This is a genomic window from Arthrobacter sp. NPDC055138, from assembly GCF_053607305.1.
This window is the reverse complement of record NZ_JBSGTH010000001.1, coordinates 492,936-509,133: the sequence shown is the minus strand read 5'-3', so window position 1 is coordinate 509,133 and position 16,198 is coordinate 492,936. Positions and strand designations below refer to the sequence as shown.

The window sequence follows — 16,198 nt, the reverse complement described above, 5'->3', positions numbered from 1 at the left end:
GACGACGTCGGTGCCCGTCCGGGTGCCGACGTCGTCCTTGTGGTTTCCCCACCGTTCCTGCCGCCCGCGGCTCCCGGCCGGTGTTGTTCGGTCCGGTCGGCCGCTACTCTGTTCCCCATGGACCCCGAGACGGTGCCGCTCGACTGGATGCTCGACTCCGACCCGGCCTTGCGCTGGCAGGTCGAACGGGACCTCGCGCACGCGCCGCCCCGGCAGTGGACGGCGACCAGGGCCCGCGTGGCAACCGAGGGCTTCGGGGCGCAGCTGCTGGCGCATCAGGACCCCGATGGCCAGTGGGCCGGGGGTGCTTACTTCCCGGCCGACTTCAACTTCGATGGCCCGGAAGCCGCCGACGACGCCGGGCAGCCGTGGACGGCCACCACCTGGACGCTGAACACGCTGCGCGATTGGGGTCTCGACGCGGCCGCACTCGACGGCACCGCCGAACGGCTCGCCGCCCACAGCCGCTGGGAGTATGACAACCTGCCCTACTGGGACGGCGAAGTGGACTGCTGCATCAACGCGTTCACGCTCGCCAACGGCGCCTGGCTCGGCGCCGATGTCAGCGGAATTGCCAACTGGTTCGTTGAGCATCAGCTGCCCGACGGCGGTTGGAACTGCCAGTGGGTCGAGGGTTCCATCCGCTCCTCGTTCCATTCCACCCTCAACACGCTGGAAGGGCTGCTGTATTACGAGTCCGCCACCGGCGGATCGGACGAACTTCGCGCCACCCGTCACACCGGCGAGAACTACCTGCTGGAACGCCGCCTGCTCTACCGCAAGTCCACCGGAGAAATCGTCGGCCCGTGGGCCACCCACTTCGCCTACCCGTTCCGGTTTGTCCACAGTGCGCTGCACGCCGCGGACTATTTCAGGTCTTCCTATCTGAACGACGGCGGCGCACCCGACTCCAGGCTCGCCGATGCGGTGGAAGTGATCCGCTCCGCCCGCCGGCCCGACGGGACGTGGCTGCAGGAACGACGCCACCCCGGACGCGTCTGGTTCGAGGTCGATGTGCCGCCCGGCGAACCGTCCAAATGGCTCACCTTCTACGGCACCCGAATCTTGGCGTGGTGGGACCACCACAGTGAACTGCCGGCATCACGGGATGCCGAGGGACGAGGAGATCATGGATGACGCACAGAACCGCCAGGACCTGACTCGGCAAATCGACCAGCGGCGTGATGACATCAGGGCCTTTCTCCGCCACGCGCGTCCCCGACGCAACCGGCTGACCACCGTCAGCATCGTCTCCAGCGCCGTCGTCGCCGCGTTGACGGCCGGACCGGGGTTCGGCCAGGACAGTTTCAACGCAGCCGTGGCCAGCGTTTTCTCGCTCTCCAACCCTGCCATCGTCTGGCAGGTCATCTGCATCCTGGCTTCGCTCCTCTCCCTCGTCGCTGCCATAGCGTCCAGCCTTGCCAACTCGCGCAACAGCGCCGACCAGATCTCCACGGCAGAATCGGCCAGCGCACAGCTCGACGGGCTGCTGACCGCCTTGAAGTACGGTGAACTGCCGCTCGGCGATGCCGCCCGGCTCTATCAGGAGTACAGCTCGAAGGCAGCCTTCATCGACTAGCCGCCTTCGATCACGATGCACTGCGGGCAACCCTCAGCCGCAGTCGCCGCCACCACCGCCGCCTCCGGCGTCTCCACCGTAGGCCGTGGCTCCAAAGCCTGCCGTGCTTGCTGCGTCCGTGTTCACGGGAGCCCGGGAACTCCTACTCCTTCCCGACCGGCGGTCAGCGCGGGCACCGAGAACCACCCAGGCGATGCACGCCGCACAAAGGACGGCGAATATGATGGCAAATTCCATGCCTGTCTCCTGTCGTTGAGCTCGGAGTACGAGCGGGATTGAGGTGTGGGCAACAGTGCTGCTCAGGGACTCACCAGCAGGTTCTTGTGCAGCTGGCGCCAGCCTCCAGCCAGTTCGTTGCTAGCGTCGTAGTCATCGACCACGAGCTTCGCCTTCACGCCAGCGGCGCTCAGTTCCGTGCTGGGAACACGACCGCAGCTGGCAGATGGTATGTCGGTGGCCAGGTTCTCCACCACCAAACAGATATCGCCCTTATCCGGTGCGTTCGGTATGGCGGCGTAGAACGCGTGATCGTCGTCCTTGACCAGCAGCCGCGCGCTGTCTGCCTTCACACCGAAGAGATGCTTGGCGTCGCCGGTCAAAGTGTCGGCCGGCTCTTCCGGAGCCTCGAGAGCAACCAGCCGGGGCTGCGGATCATCCAGGCCGCGCACCAACAGGTTGGGGTGCAAGTAGCGCCAGCCTTGGGCCAAGTCCTTACTTGCCTCATAGCCGTTGAAGGCCAGCTTCGCTTCAAGAAAGCCGGAAGTTCCGTCAACCCCCCAGCCTACGTAGGAGGTGGCGGAGTCGCCGCATCCAACAGCTTCGCTCGTCCCCTCCTGAATGACCACGCACAGGCTGGCGCCGCCGCTGCTCTCGGAGCTGCCCGCCAGCGGCACCAAGGAGTAGAACCTGTAACCGCCTTCCTCCGCCAGTAGCTGCTTGTTGGAAGATTGGACGGCCCCGTTCCCGGAATCGACTGCGGGGGCGTCGATCAAATCGGCCGAGGCTCCCGGATTCGACGGCTCGGACCTTGCTCCACTGGTGCAGCCTGCCAGCACCAGGAGTACGGCGGCACCGGCCGTCAGTTTGATCAGTGTGCGCATCATGTCCCTGTCTGTGAGTACTATCGCTTCACTGCGTACTTGGCGCCGAGATTCTCGGCGAGGTCTTCCAGCTTCGTATTCCTTTGCGGATCCTCAACGCCGATTGCCACTTCCGCCACGTCCGCAACAAACCAGTTCTGGCCCTCCACGAGGTAAACCGAGCCGGGGTTGCCCGCCGCGGCCGCATACAATGCGTACACGTTGTCGTAGGCTTCCTGGCTGTCGAACCAGAGAACTTCAACCGTCTTTGTACACAACACCGCTTCGCCAGTTGGCCCACCCGACAGCGGGTGCTTGGTCGGCGGATCGCCCACATCGGCCGCGCAGCCCAACACCGCGTCGACGGCCTGGTACGCGTCATCCAGCGACGCGAATTCCGGCAACTCCTGGCCGGCAGCACCTTCGCTACCGCAGGCGGAGACGATTCCAAGGAGCCCGAGTACGGCCACCGCATAGAAGTGGTTCCCCGGGTGCTTTCTCACGCGCTTCGCCCTTCTTCGTGGCAATGTTTGTCTCAGGCTAGCCGCGGGTCCACAGGTACGCGAGGGTATTCGAGGTTGCGAAGCAATAACTTCCTAAATGAGACGAGCCATCAGGGCCGGGGCTGCGGGCTGTCCGCCCCGCTCTGGCCAGCAAAAAAGAGCTATCCGTGACAGGCCATCCTGAGAATACTGGTCCCATGAGCCTCTTTCGGACCAAGTCAATCGAACAGTCCATGGCGGATTCGGCGGAGCCGGGACGGGAGCTTAAACGCACCCTGAGCACCTTCGACCTCATGATCCTCGGCGTAGCGGTTGCCGTCGGGGCCGGCATCTTCTCCGTCGGGGCGAAGGCAGCGGGCAGCTTTGCCGGCCCTGCCGTGACCTTGTCATTCGTTCTGGCGGCCGTCACCTGCGCGCTGGCCATCATGTGCTACGCCGAGTTCGCTTCGGCCATTCCAGTGGCAGGGAGCGCCTATACCTACACCTACGCGACCTTGGGCGAGCTGCTGGCGTGGATCATCGGCTGGGACCTGATCTTGGAGCTGTTCACCGCCGGGGCTGTTATCGCCAAGTACTGGGGGATCTATCTCAGCAATGTTTTCCTGCTCTTCGGCATGGATGTCCCCTCCACCGTCAGTGTCTTCGGCCTTGAGCTGACCTGGGGCCCGCTGCTGATCGTTGCCATCTTCACCACGCTCTTGGTGCTCGGCACCGAGCTTTCGGCCCGGGTAAATAACGTTTTTACCATCATCAAAGTGGCCATTGTCCTGTTCGTGATCGTCATCGGTTTCATGTACGTGCGGGCGGAGAACTACACGCCGTTCGTACCAGATCCGGTTCCCACCGCGAGCACCGGAGGGAGCGTCTGGACCCAGTCGCTGTTCTCCTTCCTCAGCGGTGCTGAGCCTCAGCAGTACGGTGTGCTGGGCATTCTGGCAGGCGCGGCGCTGGTGTTTTTCGCCTTTATCGGTTTCGACGTCGTTGCGACCAGCGCGGAAGAGGTGCGCAACCCGCAGAAGACGCTTCCGCGGGGCATCTTCGGTGGCCTGGCCATCGTGACCGTCCTGTACATCCTGGTTGCCCTGGCCCTGACGGGAATGGTCTCCTATAAGGATCTTGCGCAGGCTGATGAGGCCTCCCTTGCCACCGCGTTCATCGACGTCGGGGCAGACTGGGCCGCGCAGGTCATCTCGGTCGGCATCCTGATCGGGCTCACCACCGTCATCATGGTCCTGCTGATGGGCCTCGCCCGGGTTGCCTTCGCGATGAGCCGCGACGGCCTGCTGCCGCGCTGGCTGAGCCACACCACCGAGCATCAGAAGACGCCGGCCAGGGTGCAAATCCTGTCTGGAGCCTTGGTTGCCCTGGTCGCAGGCTTCACCAATGTGGACGTGCTGGAAGAGATGATCAACATCGGCACCCTCTCCGCCTTCATCCTGGTGAGCATCGGCGTCGTCGTGCTGCGAAAGAAGCGGCCGGATCTGCCGCGGGCCTACCGCGTGCCGGGCTCGCCGGTGGTTCCGATCCTTGCCGCGGTGCTGTGTTTCTGGCTGATGCTGAACTTGACCACGCTCACCTGGCTGCGCTTCGCGGGTTGGCTGGTCATCGGCCTGGCCATCTACTTCCTGTACGGCCGCAGACATTCGCGGCTGAACCATCCGGAGTTGATCCCGGTGGAACACGAGCGCGAGGAACACCACCGGCTGGACCACGAGCAGCGCGTCCGTGAACGAAAGGAACACCGGCACCCGCCGGAGCCGTAGCCGGTCAGGCAGCAAGGGATGACCGGCTCCTTGCCGCCACCCCATCGACTCGTCCCGATTCGTCACCGGCCCCGCTGACCCGCGGCTATCATCGGAAGGAATTCATCAGCCTGCAGAGTGGAGTAGCCCATGGAACTCGGCGCCTTTTCGATCAGCCTCGCCGTTAAGGACATCGCGGCTTCCGCTGCGTTCTACAAGAAGCTCGGTTTTAGCGATCACGGCGGTGATATCACGCAGAACTGGTTGATCCTGAAGAACGGCGAGACGGTCATCGGACTCTTCCAGGGCATGTTCGAGAAGAACGCGTTGACCTTCAATCCGGGCTGGAACCAGAACGCGGAGGCGCTCGACTCGTTCACGGACGTGCGTGGACTCCAGCGGGAGCTGAAAGCGGAGGGCGTGGAATTCCTGTCGGAAGCCGACGAGGAAACGGCCGGTCCCGCGAGCTTCATGCTGCTGGACCCGGACGGCAACCCGATCATCGTTGACCAACACGTCTAAGCACCGTTCCACGACTGCGCCCCCGGACCACAGGGATCCGGGGGCGCAGTTCGTTAGGGTCGTTAGAGCGTGCGGATGTTCTCGGCTTGTAGGCCCTTCGGGCCTTGAACCACGTCGAATTCCACCCGCTGGTTTTCCTCCAGGGAACGGTAGCCGCCAGAAGAGATGGCCGAAAAGTGCGCGAACACGTCCGGTCCATCGTCATCCTGGCTAATGAAGCCGAAACCTTTTTCGGCGTTGAACCACTTGACGGTGCCTGTTGCCATGCTGATTATCCTTCTTGGGCGCACCGCCGGCTCCCGGTCGGGAACCTATCCCCGCAGGCGTCCACCTCCAACCTAAGGGCCTCGAACACCGGCGGCAAGACCCCAGTGGACCTCAATGGAAGCAGCACACCAAGTCAAGCCGGCGTCGACCGCGTTCATCGGGCAAGCTGGAGCCTGTTCGGAGGGCAATAGCCTACTTTGTGACTTTCAGGGTCTGCTTGTAAGTCTTGGTCTTCACTTTCGACCATACCTTTTTCGTCTCCGAGACAGACTTGGTCTTGTAGACCTTCCGTTCCAGCGGGTAAACGTCGGTCGAGAATTTCGCCCCGATTATGGGGCGGACGAGCGGCCCATCCGGGAAAGAATCCCCCCAGAGGTTAGTGCCGGCCCAATCCATCCAAATGTTCTCTTCGGTGTAGGGGAAGTAGCCGGCGCGTGCCTCATACACACCGTCAAAATTCCCGGTGCATTCGAGAAACATTAGTTCAACCTCGAACCCCTCAAGGAAGTGGGTTTCCACATCAGCGACTTGGCAGTTCATACGGACAAGCTTGCTGCCGTCGGAAACCAGCGTCCGCTTCTTGGTCTTTTTACCCGTCGGCTTATCGACCCAGGTCCTGTACTTCGCGGTCGTAGTCACGGAGTACTTACCAGGTTTAAGCGACGCGGTAGAGGCATTCCTCGCTACTGTCTTTGCTCCTCGCTTCACTGTGAGCTTGGCCGAATCCAGTTTCGTCTTGCCGCTAGCCTTTACCGAAGGCTTGATGGTCGCCTTGCCTGACTTTTTGGAAACCTTCGTGGTTTTCAGCTTTTTGATGGTTATGCCCGAAGAAGACGCGGATTTGGCCTGAACCGACGTTAAGGTTGGCACAGGGGCAGCCACCGCGGGCAACGAACTCGCTGCTACAAGACCTAGCGAAAAGCACAATGCCAAAAAGCACGCAGCTATGCGACGAACCATAATTCCCCCTATTTGAATCCCGATGTGAGCATGCAAAGCATATACGTGAGCCGGAGCACAAGTAAAAACTGGAAGCATCCCAGCAATTGTCCTAATGCACTGCGCATCGACGATCGACATTCGAATGTTTCGCACCAAACGACCAACGTCGGCATCAGCTGAGGATTCGGGATGCCATCGCGTGGCCCCGAAGTTTCGATAACGCGAGCTAGAGATGGTCGCTGGAAAACTCGTCTTCTAGATCCGGGCCTGAGAAGGGTGCCAAGATATCGGACCATGGGCACGCTTTTAGGTGGTGACGACTGAACCCATCGGCAGCGGCCGCGGACAAGCGGGTTCAGCCGGCGTCGGAGCGCCTGTAGATATTGATCAGGATTCCGGATGGCAAGGCGCGGGACTCGGCCAGGCTGAACCTGCTGAGCGGGAACCCGTCGCCGAACAGCTTCTTGCCGGCGCCCAGCACCAGCGGGTAGACAACCAGCCGGTACTCGTCGATCAGGTCGTGGTCGGCCAGCGCCCTGATCAGCTGCGTACTCCCCCATACGCGGATCTCGCCGCCCGGCTCGGAACGCAGCTGCTGCACTGCGGCCGGCACGTCGGGGCCCAGGAGCTGCGAGTTCTTCCAGCCGGGATCGGTCAGCGTGCGCGATGCAACGTACTTGGGGATGCGGTTGTATCTGCGGGTCAGCTCCCCCAACAGGCCTTCGGCATTCTCGTCCCATACGCCCCCCAGGAGCCAGCGAAGATTTCGTACGTCTTGCGGCCCAGCAGCAGCGCCTCGGTCCTGCTCTCCCACTCGCTGACAATGTCCCCATCGTCGTAACCTGCCTGCCAGCCGCCGTGCTCGAAACCGCCTTCGCGGTCCTCGTCCGGTCCGCCGCCGGCCTGGACCACGCCGTCCAAAGTGATGAACGCCTGCACCACAACCGTACTCATGCTCGATTCTCCTGGTCTGCTCCGGGCTCGGCCCCTCGCCGAGCAGCTTGAGCCCGAGTCGACCCGGGAATGGGCACCTTGTCAAGGGTCCTGCCCCACCCAAGGGGCGACGTCGGCGCCCAGGTGAGCACCGACGTCGTCCTTTGCGTTGTGGTTGAGGCGGCGAGCCTCCGGCGTTAGCTGTCTTCGGCGGCCTTGCGGGAGCCGAGCTGCTCGTCCAGGCGGAGCAGGCCGGGGCCGTCGTCGTTGACCAGCTTGACGCGGCCGATGATCTCGCCGACGGTGGCTTCTTCTTCGAGCTGTTCCTCGACGAACCAGTTGAGCAGCGGGATGGAGTCGATGTCGCCCTCCTGCTGCGCCAGCCGGTACAGGTCGCGGATGGATTCGGAGACCTTTTTCTCGTGCGCAAGCGAGGCTTCGAACGCCTGCAGCACGGTCCCGGCGGACACCATGGGAGCGGTGATCGCCTGGATCTTCGGGTGCGCGCCGCGGTCCATCATGTGGTCGATGAACTTGTTGGCGTGGACAACCTCTTCCTCGGCTTGGGCCCGGAACCAGCCGGCGATGCCGGGCAGGTCGACCGCATCCATTTCAATGGCGAGCTGGCGGTAGACCACGGAGGCCTGAAGTTCCAGCGTGACCTGGTCGTTAAACGCTTCTGCAAGTTTTCCTGTGAGTCCCATGCTTCCCAGATTATGTGCCGGTTTGTATCACCGCCACCAAGGTAAGGCAAGCCAAGATAAGGGGAGCCTGCGCTATCCGTGCGCTCAGCTACCGGTGGCGGGGACGGGCACGGCGGGCTTGGCCAGTCCCTCAACAACGACGGCGGTGGGCAGCTTGGCCAGTTCCTGCGGCTTGAGCAGCAGCTTGCTGGTGCGGTTGCCGCCGCCCATCACCACGCGCTCCCGCTGCAGCACCGCCGCATCGATGTAGACGGTGTGGCCCGAGGTGCCGATGGCGGTCACGCCGCCGATCTCCATCCCGGTTACCGCTTGGGTGGTTTCCGCATCGGCGAAGGAGGCGCGTTTGACTCCCAGCAACTCGCGGACCGCCTTGTTCACGTCCAGCCGGGTGGTTCCCAGCACAACGCAGACTGCGTATTTGGCAGGCTCCACTTTTTTGGACGTCACCAGGATGGTGTTCGCAGACTGGTCCAGGGAGAAGCCGTAATGGTCGCAGAACGCAGCGGTGTCCGCCAGGTCCGGATCGCAGGCCAAAACCTCATAGGACATGCCGTGCTCGGCGAGCGCCGCCGCAACCGCGGGCAGCAGGGCGGCATCGCTCATGATGCCTGCGTTGCCCCCGCCGTCTTGGTGACCGCGGCCAGAATGGCCTCGCCCAGTTCGGCCGGCTTGGTGAATTGCGGCCAGTGGCCGGTGGGGAGATGGACGTATTCCACATCCTTGATACTGGTCAGTTCCACCATCTGCGGGGCACCTGAGTCGATCCAGCCCTGCAGCTGTTCCGGTGTGAACTCGCACGTGATGATCGTGGCCGGGACGTTGAATCGCCGCTCATCGGAGAGATGCTGCGGGTCTTGGGCCACGCCCCGCGGCTGCGGAATGGCGCGGGCCCGGAACGCAGCCCGGAGGCCCTCGTCCAGATCGGTCAGGTCCTCGTCGCCAAAGAGGCTCCAGTCCGGCAGCGGCACCTCGTCCCCTTCGGCGGGCAGCTCGTCGTTAATCACGCCGCCCTCACCCAGCGGGCCGCTGTCCACGTAGATGGCGCGAAGGATGCGGTCCGGACGCTGGTCCACCACGCCGTGGATGATGGCTCCGCCGCCGGAATGTCCCACCAGGATCACCGGCCCGCCCAGCTCGTCCACGGCTTTCAGCGTGGCATCGATGTGGTCCCGCAGGCCGATGCCCGCCCGCGGCGCCTCCATGGACTCCAGCCCGGGCAGCGTCAGGGGATAGACCCGATGCCCTGCGGCTTCCAGCGGCGGAGTCACCTCCGACCACGACGACGCGTCCAACCAAAATCCGGGTACCAAGATGATGTCCATGTCTGGTGACTCTAGTGCCCGGACAGTGGCCCGGGACACCCTTCGGGCCGAATTCAGGACAGCTGCCGTCCTAAGGACTGCGCTACCGGCGGGCTGCGGCCGGGTGGCGCCGCCGGGGAGCCATAGGCTGGGTTGTGACAGTATCGCTGAGCCGACCCGGAGGACCGCATTGGGGATCATGAACGACCTGCTGGGTCCGTCGGCGGTGGCGCAACTGCGCACTTCGTTGGCTGTGGCTGCCGACCAGCCTGCGTGGCCGGCTCTCGGGAGGGCCAGCGACCGGCTTGAACCGCTGGCCCTGCGGGCCCGGGCCGGCCTGCTGGCAGCGGCGCTGATCGACGATCTGGATGCTGGCTACGAGCGGGCCGCCGCGGTTTTCCGCACCGCCCTGGCCGATGACGGCTTCACCGGCTGGCTTTTGTGGCCGGTCGGCGAAGCCGCAGTGACTCTGGCGCTGCAGGATGGAGGCCAGCGGGCCTTCGATGACGCGTTGGCCCTGCTCGCGGAACTGACTCCGCGGATGAGCAGCGAGTTCGCCATCCGGCGGCTGCTCATCCAGGACCTGGACCAAGCCCTGGGGGTGATCCGCGGCTGGACGGCGCATCCGGACGAACACGTCCGGCGGCTGGCCAACGAAGGCACTCGGCCGTATCTTCCTTGGGCTGTCCGCGTACCCGGCATCGTCGCCCGACCGTCGGCGACGCTGCCGATCCTCGACGAGCTGTACCTGGATGAGAGCGAGACCGTCCGGCGCTCGGTGGCCAACCATCTGAACGACATTTCCCGGCATGCTCCGGCCGAAACGGTGGCCGCCGCCCAGCGCTGGAGCACGACGGCGGGCGACCGCGCGGCCTGGGTGGTCCGGCACGGGCTGCGCACCCTGGTGAAGAAGGCCGATCCCGGCGCCCTCGCCACGCTGGGCTTCACCTCCGGCGCCGTGGCGGTGTCCGCTCCCCAACTGGACCAGAGCATCGTCCGCCTGCCCGGGGAACTGGGCTTCGCCGTCGAGCTTCGCAATGAAGCAGTGGTGCCGGCGCGCGTTGCGGTGGACTACGTGGTGCACTACGTCAAGGCCAACGGCTCGCTGGCCCCGAAGGTGTTCAAGCTGGCGGTGGCCGATCTGGCGCCGGGCGAGATGCGCCGATTCCGCAAATCACACGGCTTCCGGCAGATGACCACGCGCGTGCATTATCCCGGCCGTCACTTGGTCCAGGTCGAGGCCAACGGAACCCTGTCTCCCCAGGCGGGCTTCGACGTCGTGACCTGACGGCGGGCGGCGGGCAGACCTGCCCGGGTTCGCTGAGCGCATGATCCGGTACTGATCGCGGTGCCCGGCCGCCACCATTCGATAACCTTTCTGCAACCTCTTTTTGTTATGCCAGCGGATAAACCGCCTCCGGCAGATGCGACAAGTACCGATGAAGGAACGTGTCATGAACTTTGACCTGCCCACGCCCCCGCCAACGGGCGCCGCCCAACGCCCCCTCCGCACCGGACTGGCGAAACTGACGGGGCTCCCATGAGCGCCACGGTCGATCAGCAACGCAAGCTGCGCATTTCGCACCACAACGCCGCGGAGATCGGGACCGTGGCCGCTGACCTGGTCGCCGGGCTGGTCGAAGACGTGCCCGGGGCCGTCATCGGGCTGGCCACTGGGTCCTCCCCGCTGCCGCTCTATCAAACCTTGGCCCGCCGCCGGCTGGACCTGTCTGCTGTCCGTTGGTTCGCGCTGGACGAATACATCGGGCTGCCCGCAGGCCATCCCGAGAGTTACGCCGCGGTCATCGAACGCGAAGTGATCACGCCGCTGGGCCTCGACCCCGCTGCGGTTCTGCTGCCGGACGCCGGCCGGCCGGATGTGGATCGGGCGGCCGCTGACTACGAGGCGGCCATCGCCTCCGCCGGCGGCATCGACCTGCAGATCCTGGGCATCGGCCACAACGGCCACCTTGCCTTCAACGAGCCCGGTTCAGCCTTGGATTCACGCACCCGGGTGGAGGTGCTGACCCAAAGCACGCGCCAAGCCAATGCGCGTTTCTTCGACCGCCTCGACGACGTCCCCACCCGGTGCATCACCCAGGGCCTCGGCACCATCCTCGCCGCCAAGCGGTTGCTGCTGCTGGTCCAGGGCCGGGACAAGGCCGAGGCGCTCTGCGAGGCCCTGACCGGCCCGGTCCACCCGGACTGCCCGGCTTCCGTGCTCCAACTGCACCCGGACGTCACCGTCCTCACCGATCCGGAGGCGGCCTCGCTGCTGCCGGCCGGGGCCGCAGCGGCGTCATGAATGTGCGGCCGCCGGAATAGCCACCGGCTGGCCCTGTTGTGACTGGTATGCAGCTTCCGTCGATTCCCGTCTCCATTCTGGACCGCGCCAATGCCCGCGCAGGCAGTTCGGCGGCCGATGCCCTGGCTGCCACCGTCCGGCGGGCGCAGCACGCCGAACAACAGGGCTACCACCGGTTCTGGGTGGCCGAGCATCACGGCGTGCCCGGGATCGCCGGTTCCGCCCCGACGGTTTTGATGGCCGCGGTGGCCGCGCAGACCAATCGGATCCGCGTCGGCTCCGGCGGAGTGATGCTGCCCAACCACCAGCCGTTGGTCGTGGCCGAGCAGGCCGCCACCCTGCAGGCGCTCTTCCCCGGCCGGATCGACCTCGGCATCGGCCGCTCCGTGGGCTTCACGCCCGCGGTGCGTTCGGCGCTGCGGCAGGACAAGGACGCCGCGGACCGCTTCGCGGAGGACCTGACCGAGCTGCTGTCCTACCTCGGCGGCACCGCCGCCATCACGGCCCGCCCGTACGACGGCGGCGCAACGCCGCCTTTTGTGCTGGCCACCGGCAGAGGCGCGGAGATCGCTGCCAAGGCGGGCCTCGCCGTCGTTGTTGGGGGTCCCGCCTTCACCGGGCGCAGGCCGGAATTGGCCCGCGGCGTGCTGGAGCGGTACCGGAAGAACTTCCGGCCCTCCGCTTATTACGCGCAGCCGTACGTGATCGCTTCGGCGAATGTGGCGGTGGCCGACTCGGCCGAAGCCGCGCGGGAACTGTTGCTGCCCGAGGCATGGGCGATGGCGCAGTCCCGCACCCGCGGGGAGTTCCCGCCGCTCGAATCGGCGGACTCCATTCGGGCCTTGTCGATGCCGGAGCGGCAGCAGGCTCTCGTATCCGAGACCCTGGGCGCCGCGGTGCACGGGACCCCGGACCAGGTGGCTGACCGGCTCGGCCTGCTGCTGGAGGCCGCCGATGCCGACGAACTCATGGTCACCACCAACACCTTCGACGCTGCCGCCCTCGCCGGCAACGACCGACGCTTGGCGGCCCTCTTCGGGCTGGCCGGCCGGACTCCCTGACCGGAAGTTTGCAGGCCTTCCGGGGGACGGCGGCCGCGCACTAGTCTGGGACCGTTCGGGGAACCATGGTTGAGGGCGGCGGGCATGCGGGTGCTGATCGTCGGGGCTGGGATCGCGGGTCCCACGCTCGCCTACTGGCTGCGGCGTGCCGGACACGAGCCGACTCTTGTTGAGCACGCTGCCCGGCTGCGGCGGGGCGGCTACCTAGTGGACTTTTGGGGATCCGGGTTCGAGGTGGCCGACCGGATGGGCATCGTCCCGCGGCTGATGGCCGACGGCTATCGGGTCCGCGAACTGCGCGAGGTGTCCGTCGCCGGCCGGCGGGTCGCTCATCTGGATCCGCGCAACGTCATCGGCGGTGCCGGTGGCCGGTATGTCAGCGTCGGCCGCTCCGACCTGTCGGCTGCGCTCTACGACGCGCTGGCCGGCCGGGTGGAAACGATCTTCGGCGACACTATCCAGGCGCTCGACGACGACGGCGGGCGCGTGCGCGTGGAGTTTGCCCGCGGCGCTCCCCGCGAATTCGACCTCGTCATCGGCGCCGATGGCCTGCACTCCCGGGTCCGGTCGCTGGCTTTCGGGCCCGAGGAGGAGTTCGAGCGCTACCTCGGCATCACGGTGGCCGCCTTCGACGTGGACGGCTACGGTCCGCGTGACGAGCTGGTCGCGGTGACGCACACCGAGGTGGGCGTGCAGGCGCTCCGCTTTTCGCTGCGCGACGGCGCGACAATGTTCTGCTTCACCTTTCGCTATGACGGGCACGTGCCGGTGGAGGATGTGGCGGCCCAGCAGGAGCTGCTCCGCACTCGCCTGCGGGGCGTCGGCTGGGAAGTTTCGGAGATATTGCGGCGGATGCCCGAGGCCCGGACCTTCTACCTTGATCGGGCAAGCCAGATCCGGATGCCGGCGTGGTCGCGCGGCAGGGTGGCGCTGATTGGCGACGCCGCCGCGTGTCCGTCGTTATTGGCCGGCCAAGGGTCCGCTCTCGCGATGGTGGAGGCCTACGTCTTGGCTGCCGAGCTGCAGAGACCGGGAGCCGGGCATGCGGCGGCGTTCGCTTCGTACGAGCGACGGTTGGCATCGCTGGTACGTGTGAAGCAGGATGCGGCGATCGGCCTAGGCGCAGCGTTCGCACCACGCAACAGCGGACAGTTGCTGCTGCGCAACACCGTGCTAGGCCTGATGGGAATCCCGCTGATCGCCAAGCTCGCGATGGGACGGAGTCTGCGCGACCCGATCGAGCTTCCTCCTTGGCCGCGAGATTGATTCCCCGTGTTGCGCCGTGGAACCGCTTTGGGCCGCTAGAATCCGATTGCGATGAGTCGTAGCCTGCCCCGTCCGGATGACTCTACGCACCGTTCTTGGTAAAGCATCCGGAAGAAGAGGCCATGTCCGCACGCCTGCTCGTCGCCCTTGCATCGGCCGCCACCGCGGTTGGCCTCATGGTCTTTGCCGGACAGCCGGCCGCTGCTGCGGGACCCGTGACGATTCCTGCCGCCCCAGCCTACGAGGCGCCCGTCCTCTACGGATCTTCCTTGGACAGCTACCGCTGGGAGCCGTCCAAAAAGTTCACGGTCTGGCATGGTCCGGGGTCCTCCGGATACCGGATCGCGCTGCAGAAGAAGAGCGGAACTAGCTGGAAGACGGTCGCCTCCAAGGCGCCGGGCGAGCAAGGTGAGACAACGCTCGGCTACAAGATGGCCAAAGAGGGCACCGTACAGTTGCGCATCGCGGCGACCGAGGGCAGCAGAACGCTTTCCGCGAGCCAGGCCCAGAAGGTCATCTGGAAGCGTGACCGCTCGGCCATTCACCACCGCTACTCGAACTACACCAAGCCCTTCGCCGAGGCCGAAGGCACGGTGGCCGCGGGCGACCAAGCCCGGCACGGGGTCTACGTCTGGACCGGCAGATCTGCCCGGACCGGCTCGTTGCAAATGCGCAAGGACGGCGAATGGGTCACCGTGCAGAAGCTCTCTTGGAAGAAGAAGAGCAGCGGCACGCCGCCCCTGGCCATTGCGAAGACCCCGAAGACGAAGTCCACCGTCACTCGGAAATATCGGATTGTTGTGAACGCGTCGGCATACGAAAGAGGCTGGACCTCCAAAACCGGTACCGTCCGTCACGAGAACCCGCGCAGCTACACCGGGTACCGCAAGCTTTCCTATGACTATATGAAGAAGTACTGCCCCAACCAGATCATCACTGTGAAGAAGGGCGGGTCAGCCAGCACCGCCCACTCCGGCTCGTTCCGGATTGAAATGGCACCGGGATACCAGGGCAGCCAGCACAAGGCGATCGCCCTGCACGAGTGCGCGCACATCATCACCTTCCGCCTCTATGGCCACAGTCTGGACGCGATGGACAGGCGGTTGAACAAGATCTTCAAGTCCAGCAACGGCGTCGAGATGGTGGCCGACTGCATGGCCTACAGGATGGGCGCCGATCGAAATGCTGCGGTCAACTGGTACACGCAAGACTGCAAGGGAACCCGCGGAACGGCTGCTAAGAACATCTTGGCCGGCAAGAAACCCTGACCGTCCGGCGCGCAAGTCCTGGTGCAGCCCGCCCTGCCCCGGAGCCGCAGCGCGCCTCCGGATGCTCCACAAAGGCGGCCGCACAAGCGCCGTAACGCCTCCTTCGGCTACATTGCCGCATTTGCCGGCCGACGAGAACAGGCAGCCTGATGCCGTCCGCGAGATAGCCGGGTTCCAGCCGGACCTCATTTTGCGACTGCCCCCGGGAGCTCCGGGTGACCAATGCAGAGGCCTCGATATGTGCAAGGGGCAGGGTGGCACAGATAGGGCCCCATGTCCGGATCGTTAAGCACGATCGACCCTCAATTTGCCGAAATTTCATCTTTGTTTGCGACTGCCCGAAGAGCGATGTAACGGTTAAACCGCAACATTCCCACAAAGAATTGGAGCAAGAATGACGTTTCGAATTGCCAAGACCGGCCGGCTCGCAGCAGCTGTGGTTACCGCAGGAGTGGTGACCACTGCAGGAGCAGGAATCGCGTCGGCCGCCGAGGATCCGACCGCTGCACAAGCAGGAGTCACTTCGGCCGTCAACGAAACGCAAGACTCGTTGGTGTCCATCACTGCCGAGAATGTGTACATCTCGCCAAACCTGATTGTCGCCAATCAGCTCCCACCGGTTGAAGAAGCACCCGCCGAGGACGCGCTCGAGGCGCCGGTTGAGGATGCGCCGATGGAAGAGCTGCCCGTGACACCGGTTGATGAGGCTCCCGTCGAGGAAGCACC

General features: G+C 65.0%; 18 protein-coding genes and 1 pseudogene. 10 read left to right on the top strand and 9 right to left on the bottom strand.

The annotated features are described in order from the left end of the window. The first annotated feature begins 117 nt into the window (after positions 1–117). Positions 118–1,137 (top strand): squalene cyclase, encoded by a 1,020-nt coding sequence (locus tag ACWF5H_RS02470; RefSeq protein ID WP_452034613.1) that lies wholly within the window; start codon positions 118–120, stop codon positions 1,135–1,137. Further along, on the top strand, positions 1,130–1,579 hold the full coding sequence (locus ACWF5H_RS02465; protein ID WP_452034611.1) for a hypothetical protein: 450 nt from the start codon (positions 1,130–1,132) through the stop codon (positions 1,577–1,579). The genes ACWF5H_RS02470 and ACWF5H_RS02465 overlap by 8 nt, the downstream gene beginning before the upstream one ends. A 299-nt stretch (positions 1,580–1,878) precedes the next feature. Here the strand turns inward: ACWF5H_RS02465 and ACWF5H_RS02460 are convergent, their stop codons facing one another. Next, positions 1,879–2,682: a hypothetical protein gene (locus ACWF5H_RS02460; RefSeq protein WP_452034609.1), complete on the bottom strand. Its 804-nt coding sequence runs from the start codon at positions 2,680–2,682 to the stop codon at positions 1,879–1,881. A gap of 17 nt (positions 2,683–2,699) precedes the next feature. Beyond that, a complete protein-coding gene (locus tag ACWF5H_RS02455) occupies positions 2,700–3,161 on the bottom strand; it encodes a hypothetical protein (protein WP_452034608.1) in 462 nt (153 codons plus the stop codon). Positions 3,162–3,358: 197 nt separating this feature from the next. On the opposite strand from ACWF5H_RS02455, the gene ACWF5H_RS02450 reads away from it, so the two are divergent. Together ACWF5H_RS02450 and ACWF5H_RS02445 are read left to right on the top strand one after the other, a co-directional pair. Next, positions 3,359–4,924 carry an APC family permease gene (locus ACWF5H_RS02450; RefSeq protein WP_452034606.1) on the top strand — a complete coding sequence of 522 codons (1,566 nt, stop codon included), beginning with the start codon at positions 3,359–3,361 and terminating at the stop codon, positions 4,922–4,924. A gap of 129 nt (positions 4,925–5,053) precedes the next feature. Continuing rightward, entirely contained in the window at positions 5,054–5,425 is a 372-nt protein-coding gene (locus tag ACWF5H_RS02445) for a VOC family protein (protein WP_452034605.1), read from the top strand. A 62-nt stretch (positions 5,426–5,487) separates the two neighbouring features. Here ACWF5H_RS02445 and ACWF5H_RS02440 read toward each other — a convergent pair whose 3' ends face one another. The 7 genes from ACWF5H_RS02440 to ACWF5H_RS02410 form a co-directional block, all read right to left on the bottom strand. Then, positions 5,488–5,691 carry a cold-shock protein gene (locus ACWF5H_RS02440; protein ID WP_127512273.1) on the bottom strand — a complete coding sequence of 68 codons (204 nt, stop codon included), beginning with the start codon at positions 5,689–5,691 and terminating at the stop codon, positions 5,488–5,490. 193 nt (positions 5,692–5,884) lie between these two features. After that, on the bottom strand, positions 5,885–6,562 hold the full coding sequence (locus ACWF5H_RS02435; protein ID WP_452034604.1) for a hypothetical protein: 678 nt from the start codon (positions 6,560–6,562) through the stop codon (positions 5,885–5,887). Positions 6,563–6,989: 427 nt separating this feature from the next. Beyond that, on the bottom strand, positions 6,990–7,349 hold the full coding sequence (locus ACWF5H_RS02430; protein WP_452034602.1) for a dihydrofolate reductase family protein: 360 nt from the start codon (positions 7,347–7,349) through the stop codon (positions 6,990–6,992). Next, positions 7,337–7,588, bottom strand: a complete 252-nt coding sequence (locus ACWF5H_RS02425; protein WP_452034600.1) for a hypothetical protein — start codon at positions 7,586–7,588, stop codon at positions 7,337–7,339. The genes ACWF5H_RS02430 and ACWF5H_RS02425 overlap by 13 nt, the downstream gene beginning before the upstream one ends. Positions 7,589–7,764: 176 nt before the next feature. Further along, positions 7,765–8,271 (bottom strand): ferritin, encoded by a 507-nt coding sequence (locus tag ACWF5H_RS02420; protein WP_452034599.1) that lies wholly within the window; start codon positions 8,269–8,271, stop codon positions 7,765–7,767. 84 nt (positions 8,272–8,355) lie between these two features. Further along, entirely contained in the window at positions 8,356–8,874 is a 519-nt protein-coding gene (locus ACWF5H_RS02415) for a YbaK/EbsC family protein (protein WP_452034597.1), read from the bottom strand. After that, complete coding sequence (locus ACWF5H_RS02410; RefSeq protein WP_452034595.1) at positions 8,871–9,593, bottom strand: alpha/beta fold hydrolase; 723 nt, start codon at positions 9,591–9,593, stop codon at positions 8,871–8,873. The genes ACWF5H_RS02415 and ACWF5H_RS02410 overlap by 4 nt, the downstream gene beginning before the upstream one ends. Positions 9,594–9,771: 178 nt before the next feature. Here ACWF5H_RS02410 and ACWF5H_RS02405 point away from each other — a divergent pair, with 178 nt between their 5' ends. From ACWF5H_RS02405 to ACWF5H_RS02380, 6 genes and pseudogenes are all read left to right on the top strand, one after another. Next, the gene (locus ACWF5H_RS02405) at positions 9,772–10,860 is read left to right on the top strand and encodes a DNA alkylation repair protein (protein WP_452035328.1); all 1,089 of its coding nucleotides are present in this window, start codon (positions 9,772–9,774) and stop codon (positions 10,858–10,860) included. 252 nt (positions 10,861–11,112) lie between these two features. Further along, positions 11,113–11,877, top strand: a complete 765-nt coding sequence (locus tag ACWF5H_RS02400) for a glucosamine-6-phosphate deaminase (RefSeq protein WP_452034593.1) — start codon at positions 11,113–11,115, stop codon at positions 11,875–11,877. Positions 11,878–11,924: 47 nt separating this feature from the next. Continuing rightward, the gene (locus ACWF5H_RS02395) at positions 11,925–12,938 is read left to right on the top strand and encodes an LLM class flavin-dependent oxidoreductase (RefSeq protein WP_452034591.1); all 1,014 of its coding nucleotides are present in this window, start codon (positions 11,925–11,927) and stop codon (positions 12,936–12,938) included. A gap of 84 nt (positions 12,939–13,022) precedes the next feature. Continuing rightward, the gene (locus ACWF5H_RS02390; protein ID WP_452034590.1) at positions 13,023–14,204 is read left to right on the top strand and encodes an FAD-binding domain; all 1,182 of its coding nucleotides are present in this window, start codon (positions 13,023–13,025) and stop codon (positions 14,202–14,204) included. Positions 14,205–14,326: 122 nt separating this feature from the next. After that, a complete protein-coding gene (locus ACWF5H_RS02385; RefSeq protein WP_452034589.1) occupies positions 14,327–15,472 on the top strand; it encodes a hypothetical protein in 1,146 nt (381 codons plus the stop codon). 394 nt (positions 15,473–15,866) lie between these two features. Next, positions 15,867–16,198 (top strand): annotated as a pseudogene (locus ACWF5H_RS02380) (hypothetical protein); the annotation flags it as partial.